We start from the raw sequence: 18,402 nt of genomic DNA on the forward strand, positions 1-18,402 counted from the left end.
AAACCTTTTCTGCTTTTGAAACCGTTCTCTCACGATTCAGTGTACACTGTTGCCGGGGGAAAAGAAAAGCCTGCTTCGAAAGTGCGCGTCTTTCTTTTTGATCGAAAACGTAATCGGAATATCTAAAAAGAGATTATAATTCCTTATTCTTATACGTTAAATAAAAAATAATGGTCAATCCCTGTAGAATAAACATAGTCTGAATTGTATAAAATATAGATTTCGGTATTTTTTTTATATGTTTTACGTTCGCAAGCTTGCGTTTCGTTCTTTTGCGGACCGGATTAAGGCTTTTGGGTGCAAAAAAAAGCGGGCGGACGCCTAGGCGCCCTGCCCGCTTCATAGGTGAGACTTGGGTGACTCTTGGAAACGATCGGTTCTAGCGGCTCAGCCTTCGAACCGGACCACGAAGTAATTCTTTTTGCCGCGGCGCAGCACGAGCGTCTTGCCGTGCAGGCGGTCTTCGGCGCCGATGACCGTCTCGATCGACGTGCGCTTTTCCCCGTTGACGGATACCGCTCCGCTTTGGATGTCTTTGCGCGCTTGTCCTTTGGACGGTGCTGCACCCGCTTCGACCAGCAGGTCGATCAGCAGCGGTTCGGACGAAGCGTCGACGGTCGTCGTCGGCATGTCCGCCAGCGCTTCGGCCAGGTCGGATTCGCTGAGCTCGGCAAAGCTGCCGGAGAACAGGGCGGCCGTAATCTTCTCGGCGCTTGCGACGGCTTCTTCGCCGTGCACGAGCGTCGTCACGCGGCGGGCCAGCTCACGCTGCGCTTCGCGTCTCTCCGGCGCCTTGAGATGTTCGCTCTCAAGCGCTTCGATCTCTGCGCGGCTCAGGAACGTGAAGTATTTGAGGAACTTGATTACGTCCGCGTCGTCCGTGTTGATCCAGAACTGGTAAAACGCGTACGCGCTCGTCTTGCTGCGGTCGAGCCAGATCGCGCCGGATTCGGACTTGCCGAACTTTTTGCCGTCGCTTTTGGTTACGAGGGGCATTGTCATGCCGAACGCGCCTTCGCCGCCCGTTTTGCCGATCAAGTCCAGACCCGCGGTGATGTTGCCCCACTGGTCGCTTCCGCCGAGCTGCAGCGAGCAGCCTTCGTCTTCGAACAGGCGCTGGAAATCGTACGCCTGAAGTATCATGTACGAAAATTCGGTGAACGAGATGCCGTGCTGCAGGCGGGAATCGACGGAGTCTTTGGCCAGCATGTAGTTGACGGTAAAGTTCTTGCCGACGTCGCGCAGGAAGTCGATCATGCCGATCGGGCCGAGCCAGTCGTAGTTGCTGACCATCTTCGCCGGCACTTCGGCTCCGCCGTCGCCGAAGTCGAGGAAGCGCGACAGCTGGTTTTGCAGCTTCAGCGTCCATTCGGCGACCGTGTCGGCCGTATTGAGCGAACGTTCGGTCGAACGGCCGCTCGGATCGCCGATCATGCCAGTGCCGCCGCCCACGAGGGCGATCGGACGGTGTCCGGCCTGCTGGAAGCGGCGCATCGTCAGGACCGGCAGCAGATGCCCGATATGCAGGCTGTCCGCCGTCGGGTCGAATCCGTTGTAGAGCGTGACGCTTTCGCTGCTCAGCTTCTGCTGAAGTTCCTCGCGGTGCGTCACCTGGTAGATCAAGCCTCTGTATTCCAGGTCGTCCAACAGGGCGTTATTCTCGATCGGGGTGTGTTCGGTGCTCATGATCGTATCCTCCTTCAAAATGGGAAAAAATAAAAAAGACCCGGCCTGCTGCATTTCTGCAGGGACGAGTCTTAATCGCGGTACCACCCTGATTGGAAAGGCGCCTGCATATATACCGCAAGCGCGTCTCCCTCTCATAAAGTCCGATAACGGGGACGAGTCCGTCCTGTTCCTTCCGCAGATCGCGGGTTCGGTAACGGGAAGCTCCGGGACGTAATTGACGTTCGTTCGTCTATCGGCTCGCACCAACCGCCGATTCTCTGAAAGTACGGGTTCGAACGCTACTGGATTCCCTTCAAAGCTTGTTATGACGCTCCGCAGGCCGGAGACTTGCTGATTCACTTTATAACATGGCCGAAGAAGCCGTGTCAAATTCCTTTTTTTCGAAAACGATTTTAAATATATTTAACATAGAGTTTACATACCCTTTGATTTAAAAAAATCCCGTGTGATACAATGGCTCAGGATCGATCATACTTCTAGGGGGAATACAACGTAATGAATTGGAAAAAGACGAGTGTCGGGTTTGCGGCCGCAGCGCTGCTGTCCGCTCAAGTGCTGGGTACGGCAAATATCGCTTCGGCGGCGCCGGGCGAAGTGGAAGTCCATCTGCTGGGCATCAACGATCTGCACGGACAGTTGGATACCACTTCCACGGTTGCCGACAAACCGGCCGGAACCGCGCCGATTCTCGCTACATATTTGAACGAAGCGCGTGCCAAATACGCGAACACGCTCCTGTTCCATAACGGCGACTCCGTCGGCGCTTCCGCTCCGATCTCTTCGCTGGAACGCGACGAACCGACCATCGAATGGATGAACATGATGAAATTCGACGTCGGCTCGCTCGGCAACCATGAATTCGACCAGGGCATCGCGGCGCTCAAAGCGCAGCTCAACGGCGGACTCGATCCGAAAGACGGCATCGTGATGCACAAAGGCTCGGACTTCAAGTACGTGAACGCGAACGTGATCGAAGAATCGACCGGCAAACCGCTGATCGACCCTTACGTCATCAAGGAAGTCGGCGGCGTGAAAATCGGCTTTATCGGTCTCGTCACCAAATCGACGCCGGCCAAAGTCTCTCCTGCCGGCACGGCGGGCGTACGCTTCCTGAGCGTCGAAGAAGAAGTCGCGGCGGTCAACAAATACGCCAAAGAACTTCAGGATCAAGGCGTAGAGACGATCATCGTGCTCGCCCACGATCCGGCTTCCACCAAAGAAGGCGTAACGACCGGCGAAGCGGCCGATCTGGCAAAAGCGCTGCCGGCCAACTCCCCGATCGACGTCATCGTCGCCGGCGACAACCACGCGCTGGCCAACGGCGAAGTCAATGGCAAGCTGATCGTGCAGGCTTACTCGTACGGTACCGCTTTTGAAGACATCAAGCTGATGATCGACGCGCAAACGGGCGACGTGACGCAGAAATCCGCTACCGTTACGACGACGTTCCAAGCCGGCGTGACACCGGACGCGAACTCTGTAGCCCTGCTTCAAAAATATCTGGACAAACATCCGGAGCTGACCAAGCCGGTCGGCGTTACCGACGGTTCCGTAACCCGTACGGACGCTTACAACAACGAAGCGGCGCTGGGCAACCTGATTGCCGACTCGATGCGTACGGCAAACTTCGGCGACAGCGCCGCGGCAGCCGACTTCGCGTTCATGAATCCGGGCGGCATCCGCGCCGACCTGCCAAAAGGCGACGTTACATTCGCCGATCTGGCGAAAATCCAGCCTTTCGGCAACACGCTCGTGAAGCTGACGCTGACCGGCGCGCAGGTGCAGGAACTGCTGCAGCAGCAGTGGGGCACGAACGCCGACGGTTCGCCGAACACTAAAACGCTGCAAATTTCCGGCCTGAAATACAAAGCCGACCTCAACAAGCCGGTTGCCGAGCGCGTAAGCGACCTGCAGCTGACAGACGGCACGCCGATCGATCCGGCCAAGTCCTACACGGCAGTCGTGAACAACTTCATGGCGGGCGGCGGCGACAACTATAAAGTGCTGACCAAAGCCAGCGCTTCGCTCGCGGGTCCGATCGACCTCGACGTGTTCTACAAGTACGTTGTCGACACTTTTGCCGGCAAAACGATCACAGCCAAAGTCGAAGGCCGCATCGTGAACATCCCGGCCAAAGGCGTGGAAGTTCCCGACTCCGACGGTCCGGTAACGGCTCCGTCACCGACGCCGGTACCTGTACCTACACCGGTACCGACGCCTGTTCCGACACCGGCGCCAACGCCTGCTCCGACGCCGACACCGGTACCTACGCCTGTACCGACACCTACACCTACGCCAACGCCGACACCTGTACCGGTGCCGTCGAACGACTTCGTGTCGCGTGCAAGCTTCGTGTCCGAGCTGGTTAAAGCGCTCGGCCTGAACAACGCTGCCGCAAGCGGCGCCGCGTTCACCGACGTGAACAAAAACGCGCCTTACGCCGATGCGATCGCCCAGGCATTCAAAGCTAACCTGATCAAAGGCGCAGGCGCAGGCAAGTTCAATCCGGACCGCTCCATCACCCGCGAAGAAATGGCGACGATTCTCGCTGCCGCACTGAAGCAAAAGCTTCCGACAGTGACCGAAAAGTATGTCCTGAGCCAGTTCGCAGACGCTTCGAACGTAGCTCCTTACGCGCGTATGGCGGTTGCCCAGCTCGTCCATGCCGGCATCTTGAGCCCCGGCGAACCCGGCAGCTTCCTGCCGAAAAACACCGTTCTGCCGGCCGAGATGAAATCGATCCTCGAAGCCGTTACGGCCGCTTCGGCTTCTTGATCCGCTGATCGGACCGAGCCGAATCCTTGGCTGTCCGACACGAAAGCCCCTCCCTTGCGGAGGGGCTTTTTTTGGCGGGTGCGGGGTTTTGCGGGTGGCGGGCGACAGGCGGCCGGTACGGTGGGCCTGCTTGTGGCCCCGGAGCTTTTTGACGCGGGCGGTGGGGCTTGCACAAAGAGCGTGCGCCGTTTTATAATGGTCGGCAAGAGCATAAGCTGATCGACCGGAGACGAAGCACGTCCCGACCGGTTCCCTTCGCGGGAACGCAGGTCGGGACTTTTCTTGCGCGGATTCATCGTCTTATGCCCCATTCCTGACTGCGGAGGGAAAACTTATGGATGTTGAATCGGCTTATGGCCGCTTTATGGACATGCACGCGCAGCAGCGGACAGCACAACGCCGGGACCGGCTGCTGCGCGAACAAGGGGACGCCGAAAAAGCTTTTTGCCAAAACGTCTGGTGGCCGCTTCGGGGCGGCTTCGACGGATTGCATCCCGAATACGAAGTGACCGACCGGCTCGGCGCGTCCCATTTTTACGATTTTGCCTGGATCGTCCCTCCGACTTATCTCCTGATCGAACTCAAAAGCTTCGGCTCGCACGTCTCGAACATGGACCGCCGCGGCTTTTGCCGACAGCTGAACCGGGAAACGTTTCTCAAAGCAATGGGTTTCGAGATGATTTGTTTTTCCGAAGACGACGTTCTCCACCATCCGGAATTAAGTCTCACGCTGCTGCGTATGGTGCTGGGACGACATGAAGGGCGTAGCGATGCGGGACTGGAAAGCCAAAGTCCGAGCGACACAAATCGAACGCTGTCTTATCGGCACCGGGAAGTGATCCGCCTGGCCTGCACGCTGGAACGCCCTCTCCGCCCGATCGACGTGCGCAGCCATCTGCGTATCGATCATCGCACGGCGGTCAACCTGCTGCGGTCCCTTTGCCAAAAAAACCTGTTCGAACCGCACACCGGCCCGCAAAACCGCCGTCTCGTCCGCTATGTGCTGCAGCCGGCGGCGGTGAAATTTTTGTGAGGAGAAATGGTGGAATGGACAGAACAGGCAAACTGACGCAGCATTAACAACTAAGTGCCCGTTGAGAACCGTGAAAACCGTTTCGGCGTTAACTTTATCGCTCAAAATACTGCCACGAGTGATATTAACTGCGTGAATCCAGCTATTTTCGACGCTTGATCCCGGAAATCGCAAATAGCTGCACAGATCCATCTATTTTCAAACTAATCTCAAGAAAAGCATGAAATGCAGCGGATTAGTTGGATTATCGCAGTTACTCGTGTAAAAGGCGTCTTTTTGGGCGAATTAGATGGATTGGCGGTTACTAATTAGGACCCCACCAGCGAGGTGCGGTAGCGTAACGCGCAGGTTAGTGAATCGAGGAGCGATTTGCCCTGTTTGATGAGCGCCGAAATCACGGAGCACAGCCGGGCAAATCGCTTCGCGCCCTGCTCGGTACGGAAGCAGCCCGAGACTTTGTGGTTCACTTTGGTCATGCGAATATCCCGTTCGGCCTGGTTGTTGTCAAACGGAACCCGGGCATCGAAAAGAAATTGGAGAATCGCCGATTTTTGCGCCTGCATTCGTTTGCCGAGATTGCTCGCTTTGGGAGGCTTCGCAGTCTTCTTACAAATATGTATACATCTTCTTTGCCCGTTCGTGCTTGTCATGCTCGACAATGCTTTGGCATTCGCGAAGCAAGTGAACTCCAAACAGCGCCTGTTCAAAGCGGTAGAGGGATGAAAAAATCAATTTATAAAGTTACCCAAATAAAGCCAATAAAGAATGCGGAAGTAAAGGAATACAGGATCGTATTGATTAGTACATAGTCATCCTTCCTGTGTAGAAAGTATACAACGACAATAAACGGTAGCAGAGTTAACAACATAAACAGAATCGTTTGGCTCTTTGGTGGCCCATAATAAAAAATAAAACCCTTTCCCATAGTTAATAAAAGTGTAATGAACAAGCTCAAAAACATTAGACCGCCGCAAATACTTAATATGGAAACTCCAATAAGTAAAAGAACCCTTAAAATGCTAATCACCTCCTCCACCTATTTTATAGTCGGAATAAATTATAAATAATTGAATAGAAAATCGATCAAATTATGAATATATTCCCACCCCCTTATTTATTGGTATTACTTTATTGATCGATTGGTGGATCGCTTGATCGGATCGTCATCTGATTGGATCGGTCGGTGGATTTTCCGCTCCAGCGAACCGCAAAAAGCGGCCCGCTCGAACGCGGCCCGCTTTCAATACTGCTGTTGCATTTGCTTGCGCTTTCTCCTACGCTTCCTTACGCTCTCTCCTACGCTTCTTTCCGCTTTCCCTCCGGCTTCACTCCCACGCCCCGCCGCTCCGCACCGCCAAGCGGACCGCTTCAAACTCAAGCGTGCCCGATCACCGCATGCGGCACGTAAGGCTCTTCCAGGCGGCGGATTTCCTCGTCGCTCAGCTTGATCGACAGCGCGGCAGCGGCGTCTTCCAGATGGTGCGGCTTGGTTGCGCCGACGATCGGGGCGGTGACGGGGCGCTTTTGCAGCACCCAGGCCAGCGCGATCTGCGCCCGCGGAACGCCGCGTTCCCGGGCGACTTCGGCGACGGCTTCGACGACGCGGCGGTCGGCTTCCGCCGTCTTGTCGTACAGCGTACGGCCGAACGCGTCGTTCTCCGAGCGCTTGCTCGTCTCTTCCCAATCGCGGGTCAGACGGCCGCGCGCAAGCGGGCTCCACGGAATGACGCCGACGCCTTCCGCTTCGCACAGCGGCAGCATCTCGCGTTCTTCTTCGCGGTAGAGCAGGTTGACGTAATTTTGCATGCTTACGAACTTCGTCCAACCGCCGCGTTCCGCCGTATGCTGCGCCTTGAGGAACTGCCAGGCGTACATCGAGGACGCGCCGATATACCGGGCTTTGCCCGCTTTGACGACATCGTGCAGCGCCTCCATCGTTTCTTCGATCGGCGTGTGCGGGTCCCAGCGGTGAATCTGGTACAGGTCGACGTAATCGGTACCGAGCCGGCGCAGGCTGTGATCGATCTCGCTGAGGATGACTTTGCGCGACAATCCGCCGCCGTTCGGCCCTTTGCGCATCGTACCGTGGACTTTGGTCGCGAGCACGATCTCGTCCCGATTGGCAAAATCGCGCAGCGCTCGGCCGACAATCTCTTCACTCGTGCCGTCGGAATATACGTTGGCCGTATCGAAAAAGTTGATCCCAAGCTCAAGCGCCTGGCGGATAAACGGCCGGCTCTCTTCTTCGCCCATCGTCCACGCGTGCGCGCCCCGATCGGGGATGCCGTAACTCATACAGCCCAGGCACAACCTCGATACGTCCAATCCTGTTCGACCCAGTTTGACGGTGTCCATTTTACATTCGCTCCTTTTGGTTGAAAATAACGAGAATGCGGCAGCGCTGCGTCTGTACGAAACGTCGGCGCCGGGAGACGCGGCGCTGCCGCAGCTTCCTGTACACGTTATACCCGAATATCGAGCGGATGCCTGCGCACCCGGTAGACGTACACTTTGGTCCGGTACAGATCGGAACAGACGAGGGCCGAGTCCGGTTCCCAATCGTCAAAAGCAAAAAATACGCTCACGATCTTCGTCCCTTCGCGCGCCCGCTCCCGCAAAACCGGTCCCAGCCGGCGCATGCCCGCCGGGTGCAAATAGCAGACGATCACGTCCGCCGACTCGTACGGATACCGAAACAGATCGCCGCGCCGATACACGAGCCGGGTTCGCGGCATCCGGTTCGCCCGGCCGAGCAGCCGGGCCGCAAGCAGCGGCACGATCGAATTCTCGATGCCGGTTACCCGGCACGCCGGAAATCGCCGCGCCAGCTGCAGCGCAAGCGTGCCGAAGCCGGCTCCGGCGTCCACGATCTCGCTGTCGGCCGCCGGGCGGCCGATCTGCTGCATGACGACGCGCCGGACCGACGGGCTCGTCGGCATCGGCGTAATGCCGTTGCGGACGCTCGCGGCGACGATCAGTACGACGAGCAGCAGCACGATCGCTGCCAGCGCGCCGCTTATTATCAAAGTGGCTTCGGGCATGGCGGCCCTCCTCTCTCACGCCGGCGGCGCCGGCACGAATATTCGTTTGTTCGCTCATTCGTTCGCTCGTTTGTTTACTCAAATGCCGAACGGCATCCGCCGCGCCGAAGCCGGGTTGTGCTCTCTTTTCAATCATAACCCTTTTTCAGGAAAATGCCCCGTTTTGTCCTGCTTTTTGTCGGCGGGCGCCGCGTTCACGTTGATAAGAAGCCGATCGTGAGCGTTTTTCATTTTCTTTTCCGTATTTTCTTGAAATCGATCCATTTTCTTGCGAAAATCAAACGGTGGGCTATCCGAACGGCTCTTTGATTTTTAATCTTCAATCTTCAATCTTGATCCGGCACACTTCCGCGGCCCGGTTCCGCCGTTTGCGGACCCGGATCGCCGAAGCGCGCCGTCAAACGGAAAGGAATGAATGCTTTGCACGTCAAAACGTGGCGCAGCGGAATTCTTCTGCTGCTGTGCCTGTCGGCCGGCATCGTCGACGTAATCGGCTATATTCACCTCGGCCGCGTCTTCACCGCCAATATGACCGGCAACATCGTCATTCTCGGCATGTCGTTCGCACATGTCACCGAGCTGTCTTTTCTCCGCGCGGGACTGGCCTGCCTCGGCTTTATCGCGGGCAACGCGGCGGCGGCCTTCCTGCTCAGCGGCAGCAAGGCCACAGGCTTCTGGCCGGCCCGAATTACGCTGATCCTGTGCATCGAGCTGCTGTTCTACGGCTTGTTCGCGGCGCTGGCCGGGCCTATCATGAGCGAGACGCTGCTGCATGTGCTGATTCTGCTGCTCAGCAGCGCGATGGGCATGCAGACGACCGCCGCGCGCAAGCTCGGCATCGCCGGCATCTCGACCACCGTGCTGACCAACAACCTGGCGAGCGTGATCGAAGACTTTATCGCTTTTTGCCGTACGGCCTTCGCCCGCAAGGCTGAAACGCGCGCCGGAATCGGCGGCGAGACGTGGCTGCGCTTCGGCGCCGTACTGATCTACTGCTTCGGCGCGCTGATCGCCGGGATCGCGGAAGTCCAGCTTGCATTCAGCGCCATCTGGATTCCGATTCTGCTCACGCTGTTGATCCTGATCGTCGTCTTCACGCTGTTCCGCGGCCTGGACAGCGACGGCGAGCGCAAGCTTTCCTAATGATCCATAAGCTTCCCGGCATGCAAAAAAGCCCGGAAAACGGCGTATCCGATCATAGCGGATACCGTTTTCCGGGCTTTTCGGGCTGCGTTCGGATACGCGATTCCCGCGCAAATCCGCAAGGCTGCGTGCTCTCTCCGAACCGCCGCCGATTGCTTTACTTCGACTCGCCGAGGAACCCTTTTTCGAAAATGCCGAGCAGGTTCTCAAGCGTCGTCGGATCGCTGTACGAAGAAGCTCTCGATTCGAACTCGATCACATGGCCTTCCTGCACGGCCGGAATTTGCTTCCATACGGCAGAATCCATAATTTCGCTGCTGGCATCGAGCCTGCGGCTGACTGCAACGAAATCGCCCATGTATTCCGGCAGCACTTCGAGCGACAACGAATAATACCCTTCGGCCGCGACGGCTTCCTTGACTTTGTCCGGCATCTTCAGGCCCATCGCCTGATACAGAATTTCCGTGCCGCGAGCCCAGCTGTCGCCCATGACGTAAGCGTTTTTGTCGTCGACTTCGATCGCCGTGACCGTGACGTCGTCGCCGTATTTCGCTTTGATCTTGCCGCCGATATCCGCCGTTCTTTGCGTGAAATCGTCTACCCAGGCTTGGGCTTCATCCTGCTTGCCCAGCAGCTTGCCGATTTCGACCTGCTGCTCCAGATAGTCCAGCTTGCCCCACGTGAACACGACCGTAGGCGCGATTTTGCTCAGCTGGTCCAGGTTCTTCATGTTGGCGCCGGCGATGATCAGGTCGGGCGCCTGCGCGGCGACGCTTTCCGGATCTTCTTCGGAGACGACGGCCACGTCTTTCAATTTGTCGGTGAAGAGCGGATTCGCGCCCGTCCATTGATCGACGCCGACCGGCGTAACGTCCATCGACAAAATGTTCGGCGCGTAGGTCAGAGCGACGATCCGCTGCGGATTGGCCGGAATGTCGACCGGGCCGGTCTCGGATTGATACGTGACCGTGCCCGATGCCGGCGCTTCAGCCGTCTCCTCTGTCGCAGGCGCAGCCGGCGCGGCTTCCTTGGCCGGAGCCGCATTGCCGCAGGCGCTCAGCACGAGTACGAACAGCAGCAGGAACGCCGCCAAAAACGATTTCTGTTTGTTCATCAAAACATGATCCCCCTTGAATGAATGTCTGGGTGTCGTTCAACTTCTGATAACGGTTATCAGTCCCTACAGAAGTTTAGACCGCCGGACGATTAAAGTCAATACGCGGCGGAACCTTCGGCTTCCGGCAGCGCTCCCTCGAACGTCGTCCCCAGCGAGCGCGCAAACCGGTGCAGCGCCCGCTCCACGCTCTGCCGCACTTCCGCTTCTGCCCCTTCGCCGGCTTCCCACCACCACTGCTTAATCACGAGCGGCGCGGTCTTGCGCTGCTTCTCCGGCTCGAACCGGGCGACGAATCGGCCGTCCGCCACGACGGGCAGCACGTAATAGCCGTATTTGCGCTCCGCGGCCGGCTTGTACACTTCCCAGCGATAATCGAAATCGAACAAATCGAGGATCAGCCTGCGGTCCCACAGCAGATTGTCGAGCGGAGCCAGAATGCAGGCCCGCATCGCCGTTGGCCCGGGAGATCCTTGCGCAAGCGACCGTTCCAGCAGGCTGTAATCGGTCGAACGAATATACAGCGGACGGTCGATTCCGTCCACCTCCACCGGCCGGATCTCGCCCCGAGCAAGCAGCGCCTCGAACGCGGCGAGCCGCTGCGGCGCTTTGAGGTGCGTCATGAGCAGCGCGTCGCTCGGCCGGTTCCAGAGCAGGCCGACGCTGCCGATCCGGCGCAGAAGCGCCCATTCGTTGTACGCTTCGTCGCTTGCAAACGGGTCGGGTTGGCCGTACAGTTCCGCGGGCAGGATACGCTCGGCCAAATCGTAATATTTGCGGCCCGCTTTTTTGCGGTGCACGACGAGGCGGCCGGCAAAATACGACCCTTCCAGCGCGGCGCGGGCCAGGCGGGTCGGTCCCCAGGCCCAGTCCACTTTCTCGTCATACGCCAGATCCGCCGAGCAGAGCGACCCGCGCCGCTCGATCTCTTCCAGCACGGCTGCTGCCGCGGTCGGGTTCGCTTTGAGCCACGCTTGATGACGCTGCCGGTACCGCTCGAAATACGGCCAGTCTTCGATCGCGAAAATGGCCATGTTTTTATCCCAATAGTCGATCAGTTTGCGGTCTTCGTACAGCAGTTCTTCCAGCATGCCGCGCTCGAAATCGGAAATGCGCGACTGCAGTACCAGTTCCGGGTTCGTTCCGACCACGTTCAGCGGATCGAACTGGATACAGCCGACGCGGCGGACATAATCCATAATGCCGGCTTTGCCGGAAGCATCGACAGCGGGCGACAATCCGTGATAATCAAGCAAAAATCGCCGGGCTTCTTCGCGGGTCAGCGTTTTTGTCGTGGGTTGCATACGCTTGCCCCTCCTTTTGCGGTAGATTTGCGCGGCTTGCGCCGGGCGTTCGTCCGTTCCATTGTACACGAATAACCCGGACAGCTTCCTGTCCGGGTCAGAGGCCCAGCGCAAAATTTCGTGGCGGCGCGGTGCGGCAGGTTTGCGCTCACCTTCAGCCTTTGAACATCAGGCGCACGGCGGCCAGCAGCAGGCAGACGGACAAGACGCGGACGACGGTCTTGGCCGGAATCTTCGACGCGATCCGGGCGCCGATCTGGCCGCCCGCAAGCGCTCCGAGCGCCAGCCAGATGAATTTGTCCCACATGACGTGACCGAGAGCCGCATGCGAGATCGTGCCGACAAAAGACGAGAGCAGAATCGAAAACATCGATGTCGCGGTCGCGATATGCGGCGGGAAAGCGAGGAACAGAATCATCGTCGGCACCATGACGGAACCGCCTCCGATCCCGAACAGGCTGGACAGAAATCCGACGAAAAAAGCGACGCTGACCGCAAACGTCATATTGAACGAATATTCGTGTCTCATACCCGACGCGTCGAGCAGGCTGCGGCTGACGTTCGGCTTCAGGAAGCCGCCGCGGCTTCGGGTCGGCTTGAAATTGATCGAGATCGACATGAGCACGAGAAAAATGCCGAGCGAGACGAAAAACACATTGTTTTCGACGATGCCCGTTGTCCAGGCGCCCAGAATCGAGCCCGGAATCATGGCGACGGCAAAAGCGAGGCCGCTGCGGTAATCGACCTTTTTCTGCGCGGCGTAAGCGAGCGTGCTGGAGATGGCGCTGACGAACAGAACGGCCATCGACGTGCCCGAAATGTCCGATACCGGCACGATATACGTGAACGCCAAAATCGGCACGATGATGAAGCCTCCGCCGAGTCCGGCCACGGCGCCGCAGATCGAAGCGAACATGCCGACCGCGATAAGCAGTATGATTTCCATGGGTGCATCCTTTCGCGACTGATAGAGTAAGCCCCGGAAGCGGTTGGCTCCGGTCGGCTTCGTCCAGTGTAGCGCGTTCGGGCGCCGTCCGGCAAGACATGCCAAAAACCCGTCGGTTGACGGGTTCCCGGACTCTTCTCTGCTCTACTTTGCTTGGCTTGCCTGCTTCTCTTATATGAAGACGGTCAATGCGCAGCCTGTCAGCCCGCGAAATGTTCCGCGAACCAGCGGCGCGCGCTTTCGGCTTCCGTGCGGGTCAGCTGATGCCCGGCATGCTCCCAGTTCGTCTTGACCGAAGCGCCCGCGCCTTCCAGTAGTCCGATCAGCTCCTCGGTATTGGCGGCCGGCACCATGCCGTCGTTGCGGCCCGCGCCGACGAAGACGCTCACGTCGTTCATGTCCGGCAGCGCGAGGCCGCGCATCGGCACCATCGGATGGTGCAGCAGTGCGCCCCGGAAAGCGCCGTCGAAATGGAACATCAGGCTCGCCGCGATGTTCGCTCCGTTCGAGTAGCCGAGCGCGACGAGATTCGAGACGTCGAAGCCGTAACGCTCCGCCGCTTCGCCCAAAAAGTCGCGGATCTCGTTCGTGCGGAAGACGAGGTCTTCCTCGTCGAACACGCCTTCCGCCAGCCGGCGGAAAAAGCGCGCCATGCCGTTCTCCGACACATTGCCTTTGATCGACAGGATCGACGCGCCCGGCGCGACCATTTCCGCAAGCGGAATCAGATCTTGCTCGGTGCCGCCTGTTCCGTGAAAAACGACTACCGTCGGCAGAGTTTCATTCGTCCCTTTTTGGAAAATATGTTTCATATCGTAACTCTCCTCTCGTTATGCCCGTATGGGTCGTGCTTTTCCTATCGTCCGCTCAGTCTGCTCAGTTATCGCGCTTCGTGTCGGCGCTCACAGTCCGCACCTTGATCGGCAGCAGGCCGTCTTCGATCTGCGTCCGTTTGTCTTCGTACCAGGCCGGCAGCATAAGCACTTCGCCCAGGTTCTCCTGCGCTTCGTCCACCGCGAATCCCGGCGGATCGGTCGCGATCTCGAACAGGATGCCGCCTTCTTCCCGGAAATAGACCGCATGGAAGTATTGGCGGTCGATGACCGGCGTCGGCTGGAAGCCGCCTCCGTTCACGACGCCGCGCCATGCTTCGTGTTCTTCGAAGTCTTTGGCGCGCCAGGCGATATGGTGCACCGTGCCGGCACCGCCCGCTCCGCGCGGAACGGCTTTCATCGGCAGGTCGATCAGGTTGCCCAGATCGCCCGTCGCCCGGAAGCGTCCAAACCCGGCAAACTCGCCGATTTTTTCCATCCCCAGCACCTGTTCCAGCACGTAGGCCGTGCGTTCCGGCTCGATGCTGTACAGCACGGCGCCGCCGAACCCTTTGATCGCTTTGTCCGCCGGCACGCCGCCGAACGACCAGGTCGATGCCGCGCCCGCGGCACGCTCGACCAGTTCCAACTGCAGCCCTTCGTTATCGCGGAACTGCAAGTAATGTTCGCCGAACCGCTCCGCTTCCGTCACCGAAATGCCGAGGCCGTGCAGCCGCTCTCTCCAGAACGCCATCGCCCCTTCCGGAATGACGTAAGTCGTGAAGCCGACCTGTCCGCCGCCGATCCGCCCTCTGCGGGCTCCGGGGAACGGGAAGAACGTAATGATCGTGCCGGGGGACCCTTCTTCGTTGCCGAAGTAGAGGTGATAGACGTCGGGCGCATCGAAATTGATCGTTTTTTTGACCATTCGAAGTCCGAGCACGCCCGCGTAAAAGTCGACGTTGGCCTGCGGATCGCCCGCAAAAGCCGTAATATGGTGGATGCCTGCCGTTTGCAAAGTCATGAGTAATCGCTCCTTTTGTATGTTTACCGTATTTTTACGCTTTATTTTTATTTTGTTTTTGAATTTCTTTATTTCAAAGTATTACACCGACGAAACCGATCTTCCTGCGGGTGAAGGAACGAGCGCTATCCGCGCTGCGTCCCTTTGCCCAGCTTCTTCAGCAGCTCGGCCGCCGCTTCCGTCTCGGCCGCGGTCAATCCGCCCATGATCCGCCCCACTTCGTCCGCGTGCTCGGGGAAGATCCGGTCGAACAATTCCCGGCCCTGATCCGTAATCTCCGCATAGATGACGCGGCGATCGTCCGGGCTCGGCACCCGCCGCAGCAGCTCCCGCTTCTCCAGCTTGTCGATGTTGTACGTAACGCTGCCGCTCGTGATCAGAATTTTCTCTCCGATCTGCTGCAGCGGGAAGCGCCCTTTATGATACAGCACTTCGAGGATGGTGAATTCCGACGGCGACAAGCCGTGCTTCTTCATATCCTTCACCGCCAGGTCCATAACGTTCTTGTACGCTTTGGACAGGATCACGAACAGCTTCAGCGCGGCTGCCCGGTCGGCGGAAGCGTTATGCGGCGATTCCGGCGATGTATGCGCCTGTTCGGCTTCGGTTCGGTTCTCCGTCATTTGAATTCACCTCCTTGAATGTAGTTGATTTTTCTCGGCGTATTTCTTTTAATTCATATCTCTTGAATTAAAGATAATATAAAATCGATCTGCTGTCAACCTTTCTTTTCAAAACAGGTCCCCTCGATTTGCCCAAATAAAAAAGCCCCTATCCAGGGGCTTTGCCGGTCAGGATCTTAGCGCTTTTTGCGCATGCCTTGAACCAGATTGATGACTTGTTTGGCAGTCGTGACGACGGTAACGATCGTTCCGACCGTACGCAGAAGTTTTTTCATGATGGATCTCCTCCTCGTCGGGAAAGTGAAGCCGGTCGGGACCGGCTTGCTCTACTGCTTTTTTCCCCAAACGGTCCAGCGGCGAAACAGTTGAGCGACTTCCTTTATTTCCCACGCCGACTCCGGCAAAATCGCCGGGAGCTGCTTATTCGACGCTTGTTCCCGATTATTCGCTGCGCAGCGCAGCCACCGGATCTTTGCGCGACGCGAACTTGGCCGGGATAAATCCGCCAAGCATCGTCAACGCCACGCTGAGCACGACGAGCAGCAGCGCATGCAGCGGATCGAGCACCGCGACGCCCGACAGGTCGGTCATCGACTTCAGCACGGCATTGACCGGCAGCGTCAACAGGTACGCGATGCCGATGCCGAGCAGGCCGGACGCCGCTCCGATAATAAACGTCTCGGCGTTGAACACGCGGGTGATGTCTTTTTTGCGAGCGCCGAGCGCCCGCAGTACGCCGATTTCTTTGGTTCGCTCCAGCACGGAAATGTACGTGATGATGCCGATCATGATCAGCGACACGAACAGGGAGATCGAAGCGAACGCGATCAGCACGATCGTGATACCGTTCATGATGCCGCTCGACAGACTCGTCACCGTCGCGGCCAGATCGGTGTAGACGACCTGTTCGTCGGACTCTTTGCCAACGTTCCAGGCGTCAAGATAGGCGACAATGCCTTCTTTGGCGTTAAAATCTTTCGGGTAGAGCGAGACGGAAGCCGGCTGGCCGGATGCCCCGAGCGCGGCCAGCGCCTGCTGCGGCGTCGTCGCGTCGGCCGGATCGACGGCTGACGAAGCCGATCCGCCGCCCATGCCGGGAGGACCGAAATTCATGCCGCCGAACTCGGAGAACGCTCCCGCGCGGCTGAACGGCCTGCCGCTGACGATGTTGACCGCCTGGTTGTTCTCCTGGGCAATGGCGACGGCGGAAGATTGGGCGCTCGCGATAAATTGTTCGGCAAGTTCGTCCGAGTAGGCGATACCGGGGTCCATCGTGGACATCGGCGAATCCTGCCGCTCCCGCACGATGCCCGCGATCGTCAGCGTCGTCGCTTCCGGATCGTCGTACAGGGCATTCAAGCGCGAAGCGGCGGCCGGCACAAACAGTCCGCCCGTTTGGCGGGTATAAAATTGGTCGTTCGGAATCAGTTTGAACGTCGAACCGACGATCTGCCCGAAATCGACGGCCGACGCTTCGTAATCGAAGCCGAGCGCTTCGAGCGTCGACGTCTCGACGCGGTTGTACGCATCGACGACCAGGACGAGATCGGTCGGCCGGGTCGGGTACTCTCCGGCAAGGACGTCGTACACCTGCTCCACGTAACTGGGGCCGGATACGCCTGCCGGCTTCGACGGGTAAGTCGTAAACGCGGCTTCGCCCAAATCGACGTTCGACGCTTCCGCGCCATCCGGCCGCTTGAGCACGTTGAGATTCGCTTCGCGGGACAGCGAGATCGCGTCCAGCAGCTTCGGATCGATCCCGTCGAGATAATCCAGATAGGATTCCGAGATGTTGTTGCGGTGCAGCACCGTATTGAGCGTCGGATCGTACGGATACACCTGCGCTTCCTGCGGGAACTCCGGCAGCGCCACATCGTCGCCGCCCGGCGTGCCCGGCGGCGGCTGGGTGAAATCGATATTCGCCGCCGTGCGGCTGATCGTCACGGGGAAGTTCGAGAGCGCACCCGATTCGTACTTGCTGATCTGCCGGTCGAAGCCGTTGGAGAGCGACAGAATCAGCGCGATGCCGATGATTCCGATGCTCGACGCGAACGCGGTCAGCGCGGTGCGCCATTTTTTGGTCGCGATGTTGCGGCCGGACAGCTTGAGCGCGGTGAGATAGCTCATGGCCGTTTTTTTGAGGCTGTAATCGGACGCGGCAGACTCGTCTTCGGGCGGATTGCTGTCCGAGACGACCTGCCCGTCGCGGAACTGCACGATCCGGTCGGCGTAACGTTCGGCGAGTTCCGGGTTGTGCGTCACCATGACGACGAGCTTGTCGCCGGCGATCTCGCGGATCAGATCCATGATCTGTCCGCTTGTCGTCGTATCAAGCGCGCCCGTCGGCTCGTCGGCCAGAATGATGTCCGGGTCGTTCGCGAGCGCCCGGGCGATCGCGACGCGCTGCATCTGCCCGCCCGAGAGCTGCCCCGGCTTTTTGTGCATATGGTCGCGCAAGCCTACGCGTTCGAGCACTTCTTCGGCTTTGCGCCGACGGACGGACGGCTCGATTCCGCTGAGCGTCATGCCCATTTCGACGTTGCCGATCACACTCATATGCGAGATCAGATTATAGTTCTGGAACACGAATCCGACGCTGTTGTTGCGGTAAGCGTCCCAATCTCGGTCTTTGAACTGCCGCGTGGACATGCCGTTGATACGCAGATCGCCTTCGTCGTACCGGTCGAGCCCTCCGATCAGGTTGAGGCAGGTTGTTTTGCCCGAACCGCTCGGTCCGAGAATGGCTACGAATTCATTGGCGCGAAAAGAAAGACTGACGTCGTCGAGAGCGGTCTGCGTGAAGTCGCCGGTCGTGTAGGTTTTGAAAATGTGCTGAAGCTCAAGCATGGTCGACCTTCCTTCTCCGGCGCTGTGCCGGCTTTGTGCGTACCTGTATCG

Annotated in this window: 14 protein-coding genes and 1 other annotated feature; of the genes, 3 read left to right on the top strand and 11 right to left on the bottom strand. The window is 58.4% G+C overall.

Annotated elements, in window-relative coordinates; genetic code table 11:
- Window positions 1-387: 387 nt before the first annotated feature.
- The gene (gene tyrS, locus FTE24_RS22420) at window positions 388-1,686 is read right to left on the bottom strand and encodes a tyrosine--tRNA ligase (protein ID WP_150228653.1); all 1,299 of its coding nucleotides are present in this window, start codon (window positions 1,684-1,686) and stop codon (window positions 388-390) included.
- A gap of 57 nt (window positions 1,687-1,743) precedes the next feature.
- Window positions 1,744-1,994, bottom strand: a binding site (T-box leader).
- Window positions 1,995-2,184: 190 nt separating this feature from the next.
- Between tyrS and FTE24_RS22425 the strand changes: the two genes are divergently transcribed.
- Together FTE24_RS22425 and FTE24_RS22430 are read left to right on the top strand one after the other, a co-directional pair.
- On the top strand, window positions 2,185-4,464 hold the full coding sequence (locus tag FTE24_RS22425; protein ID WP_237401891.1) for a 5'-nucleotidase C-terminal domain-containing protein: 2,280 nt from the start codon (window positions 2,185-2,187) through the stop codon (window positions 4,462-4,464).
- A 334-nt stretch (window positions 4,465-4,798) separates the two neighbouring features.
- On the top strand, window positions 4,799-5,497 hold the full coding sequence (locus tag FTE24_RS22430; protein WP_150228651.1) for a hypothetical protein: 699 nt from the start codon (window positions 4,799-4,801) through the stop codon (window positions 5,495-5,497).
- A 308-nt stretch (window positions 5,498-5,805) separates the two neighbouring features.
- On the opposite strand, the gene FTE24_RS22435 is transcribed toward FTE24_RS22430, so the two are convergent.
- The 3 genes from FTE24_RS22435 to FTE24_RS22445 form a co-directional block, all read right to left on the bottom strand.
- Window positions 5,806-6,147 (bottom strand): IS66 family transposase, encoded by a 342-nt coding sequence (locus FTE24_RS22435; protein ID WP_150228649.1) that lies wholly within the window; start codon window positions 6,145-6,147, stop codon window positions 5,806-5,808.
- A 724-nt stretch (window positions 6,148-6,871) separates the two neighbouring features.
- On the bottom strand, window positions 6,872-7,852 hold the full coding sequence (locus FTE24_RS22440; RefSeq protein WP_150228647.1) for an aldo/keto reductase: 981 nt from the start codon (window positions 7,850-7,852) through the stop codon (window positions 6,872-6,874).
- A gap of 107 nt (window positions 7,853-7,959) precedes the next feature.
- Window positions 7,960-8,538 carry a class I SAM-dependent methyltransferase gene (locus FTE24_RS22445; RefSeq protein ID WP_150228645.1) on the bottom strand — a complete coding sequence of 193 codons (579 nt, stop codon included), beginning with the start codon at window positions 8,536-8,538 and terminating at the stop codon, window positions 7,960-7,962.
- A gap of 420 nt (window positions 8,539-8,958) precedes the next feature.
- Between FTE24_RS22445 and FTE24_RS22450 the strand changes: the two genes are divergently transcribed.
- Window positions 8,959-9,681, top strand: coding sequence for a YoaK family protein (locus FTE24_RS22450; RefSeq protein ID WP_150228644.1), 723 nt, complete (start codon window positions 8,959-8,961; stop codon window positions 9,679-9,681).
- 157 nt (window positions 9,682-9,838) lie between these two features.
- Here the strand turns inward: FTE24_RS22450 and FTE24_RS22455 are convergent, their stop codons facing one another.
- The 7 genes from FTE24_RS22455 to FTE24_RS22485 form a co-directional block, all read right to left on the bottom strand.
- Entirely contained in the window at window positions 9,839-10,795 is a 957-nt protein-coding gene (locus tag FTE24_RS22455; protein WP_150228642.1) for an iron-hydroxamate ABC transporter substrate-binding protein, read from the bottom strand.
- Window positions 10,796-10,893: 98 nt separating this feature from the next.
- The gene (locus FTE24_RS22460) at window positions 10,894-12,099 is read right to left on the bottom strand and encodes a winged helix-turn-helix domain-containing protein (protein ID WP_150228640.1); all 1,206 of its coding nucleotides are present in this window, start codon (window positions 12,097-12,099) and stop codon (window positions 10,894-10,896) included.
- 154 nt (window positions 12,100-12,253) lie between these two features.
- Window positions 12,254-13,045, bottom strand: a complete 792-nt coding sequence (locus FTE24_RS22465) for a sulfite exporter TauE/SafE family protein (RefSeq protein WP_150228638.1) — start codon at window positions 13,043-13,045, stop codon at window positions 12,254-12,256.
- 200 nt (window positions 13,046-13,245) lie between these two features.
- Window positions 13,246-13,857 (bottom strand): alpha/beta hydrolase, encoded by a 612-nt coding sequence (locus tag FTE24_RS22470; protein ID WP_141449579.1) that lies wholly within the window; start codon window positions 13,855-13,857, stop codon window positions 13,246-13,248.
- A 64-nt stretch (window positions 13,858-13,921) separates the two neighbouring features.
- Window positions 13,922-14,881 carry a ring-cleaving dioxygenase gene (locus tag FTE24_RS22475; protein WP_150228636.1) on the bottom strand — a complete coding sequence of 320 codons (960 nt, stop codon included), beginning with the start codon at window positions 14,879-14,881 and terminating at the stop codon, window positions 13,922-13,924.
- A gap of 125 nt (window positions 14,882-15,006) precedes the next feature.
- Window positions 15,007-15,504: a MarR family winged helix-turn-helix transcriptional regulator gene (locus FTE24_RS22480; protein ID WP_150228634.1), complete on the bottom strand. Its 498-nt coding sequence runs from the start codon at window positions 15,502-15,504 to the stop codon at window positions 15,007-15,009.
- A 441-nt stretch (window positions 15,505-15,945) separates the two neighbouring features.
- Window positions 15,946-18,351 (bottom strand): ABC transporter ATP-binding protein/permease, encoded by a 2,406-nt coding sequence (locus tag FTE24_RS22485; RefSeq protein ID WP_150228632.1) that lies wholly within the window; start codon window positions 18,349-18,351, stop codon window positions 15,946-15,948.
- Between the last annotated feature and the right edge of the window lie 51 nt (window positions 18,352-18,402).

Origin of the sequence: Saccharibacillus sp. WB 17, assembly GCF_008634075.2 — a bacterium.
Lineage (GTDB): Bacteria > Bacillota > Bacilli > Paenibacillales > Paenibacillaceae > Saccharibacillus > Saccharibacillus brassicae.

Excerpts from the sequence above, each read along its gene's own strand:
- FTE24_RS22480 (WP_150228634.1), bottom strand. The coding sequence starts at position 15,504 with ATGACGGAGAACCGAACCGAAGCCGAACAGGCGCATACATCGCCGGAA.
- FTE24_RS22470 (WP_141449579.1), bottom strand. The coding sequence starts at position 13,857 with ATGAAACATATTTTCCAAAAAGGGACGAATGAAACTCTGCCGACGGTA.
- FTE24_RS22460 (WP_150228640.1), bottom strand. The coding sequence starts at position 12,099 with ATGCAACCCACGACAAAAACGCTGACCCGCGAAGAAGCCCGGCGATTT.
- FTE24_RS22465 (WP_150228638.1), bottom strand. The coding sequence starts at position 13,045 with ATGGAAATCATACTGCTTATCGCGGTCGGCATGTTCGCTTCGATCTGC.
- FTE24_RS22440 (WP_150228647.1), bottom strand. The coding sequence starts at position 7,852 with ATGGACACCGTCAAACTGGGTCGAACAGGATTGGACGTATCGAGGTTG.
- FTE24_RS22475 (WP_150228636.1), bottom strand. The coding sequence starts at position 14,881 with ATGACTTTGCAAACGGCAGGCATCCACCATATTACGGCTTTTGCGGGC.
- FTE24_RS22435 (WP_150228649.1), bottom strand. The coding sequence starts at position 6,147 with ATGACAAGCACGAACGGGCAAAGAAGATGTATACATATTTGTAAGAAG.
- FTE24_RS22425 (WP_237401891.1), top strand. The coding sequence starts at position 2,185 with ATGAATTGGAAAAAGACGAGTGTCGGGTTTGCGGCCGCAGCGCTGCTG.
- FTE24_RS22445 (WP_150228645.1), bottom strand. The coding sequence starts at position 8,538 with ATGCCCGAAGCCACTTTGATAATAAGCGGCGCGCTGGCAGCGATCGTG.
- FTE24_RS22485 (WP_150228632.1), bottom strand. The coding sequence starts at position 18,351 with ATGCTTGAGCTTCAGCACATTTTCAAAACCTACACGACCGGCGACTTC.
- FTE24_RS22430 (WP_150228651.1), top strand. The coding sequence starts at position 4,799 with ATGGATGTTGAATCGGCTTATGGCCGCTTTATGGACATGCACGCGCAG.
- FTE24_RS22455 (WP_150228642.1), bottom strand. The coding sequence starts at position 10,795 with ATGAACAAACAGAAATCGTTTTTGGCGGCGTTCCTGCTGCTGTTCGTA.
- tyrS (WP_150228653.1), bottom strand. The coding sequence starts at position 1,686 with ATGAGCACCGAACACACCCCGATCGAGAATAACGCCCTGTTGGACGAC.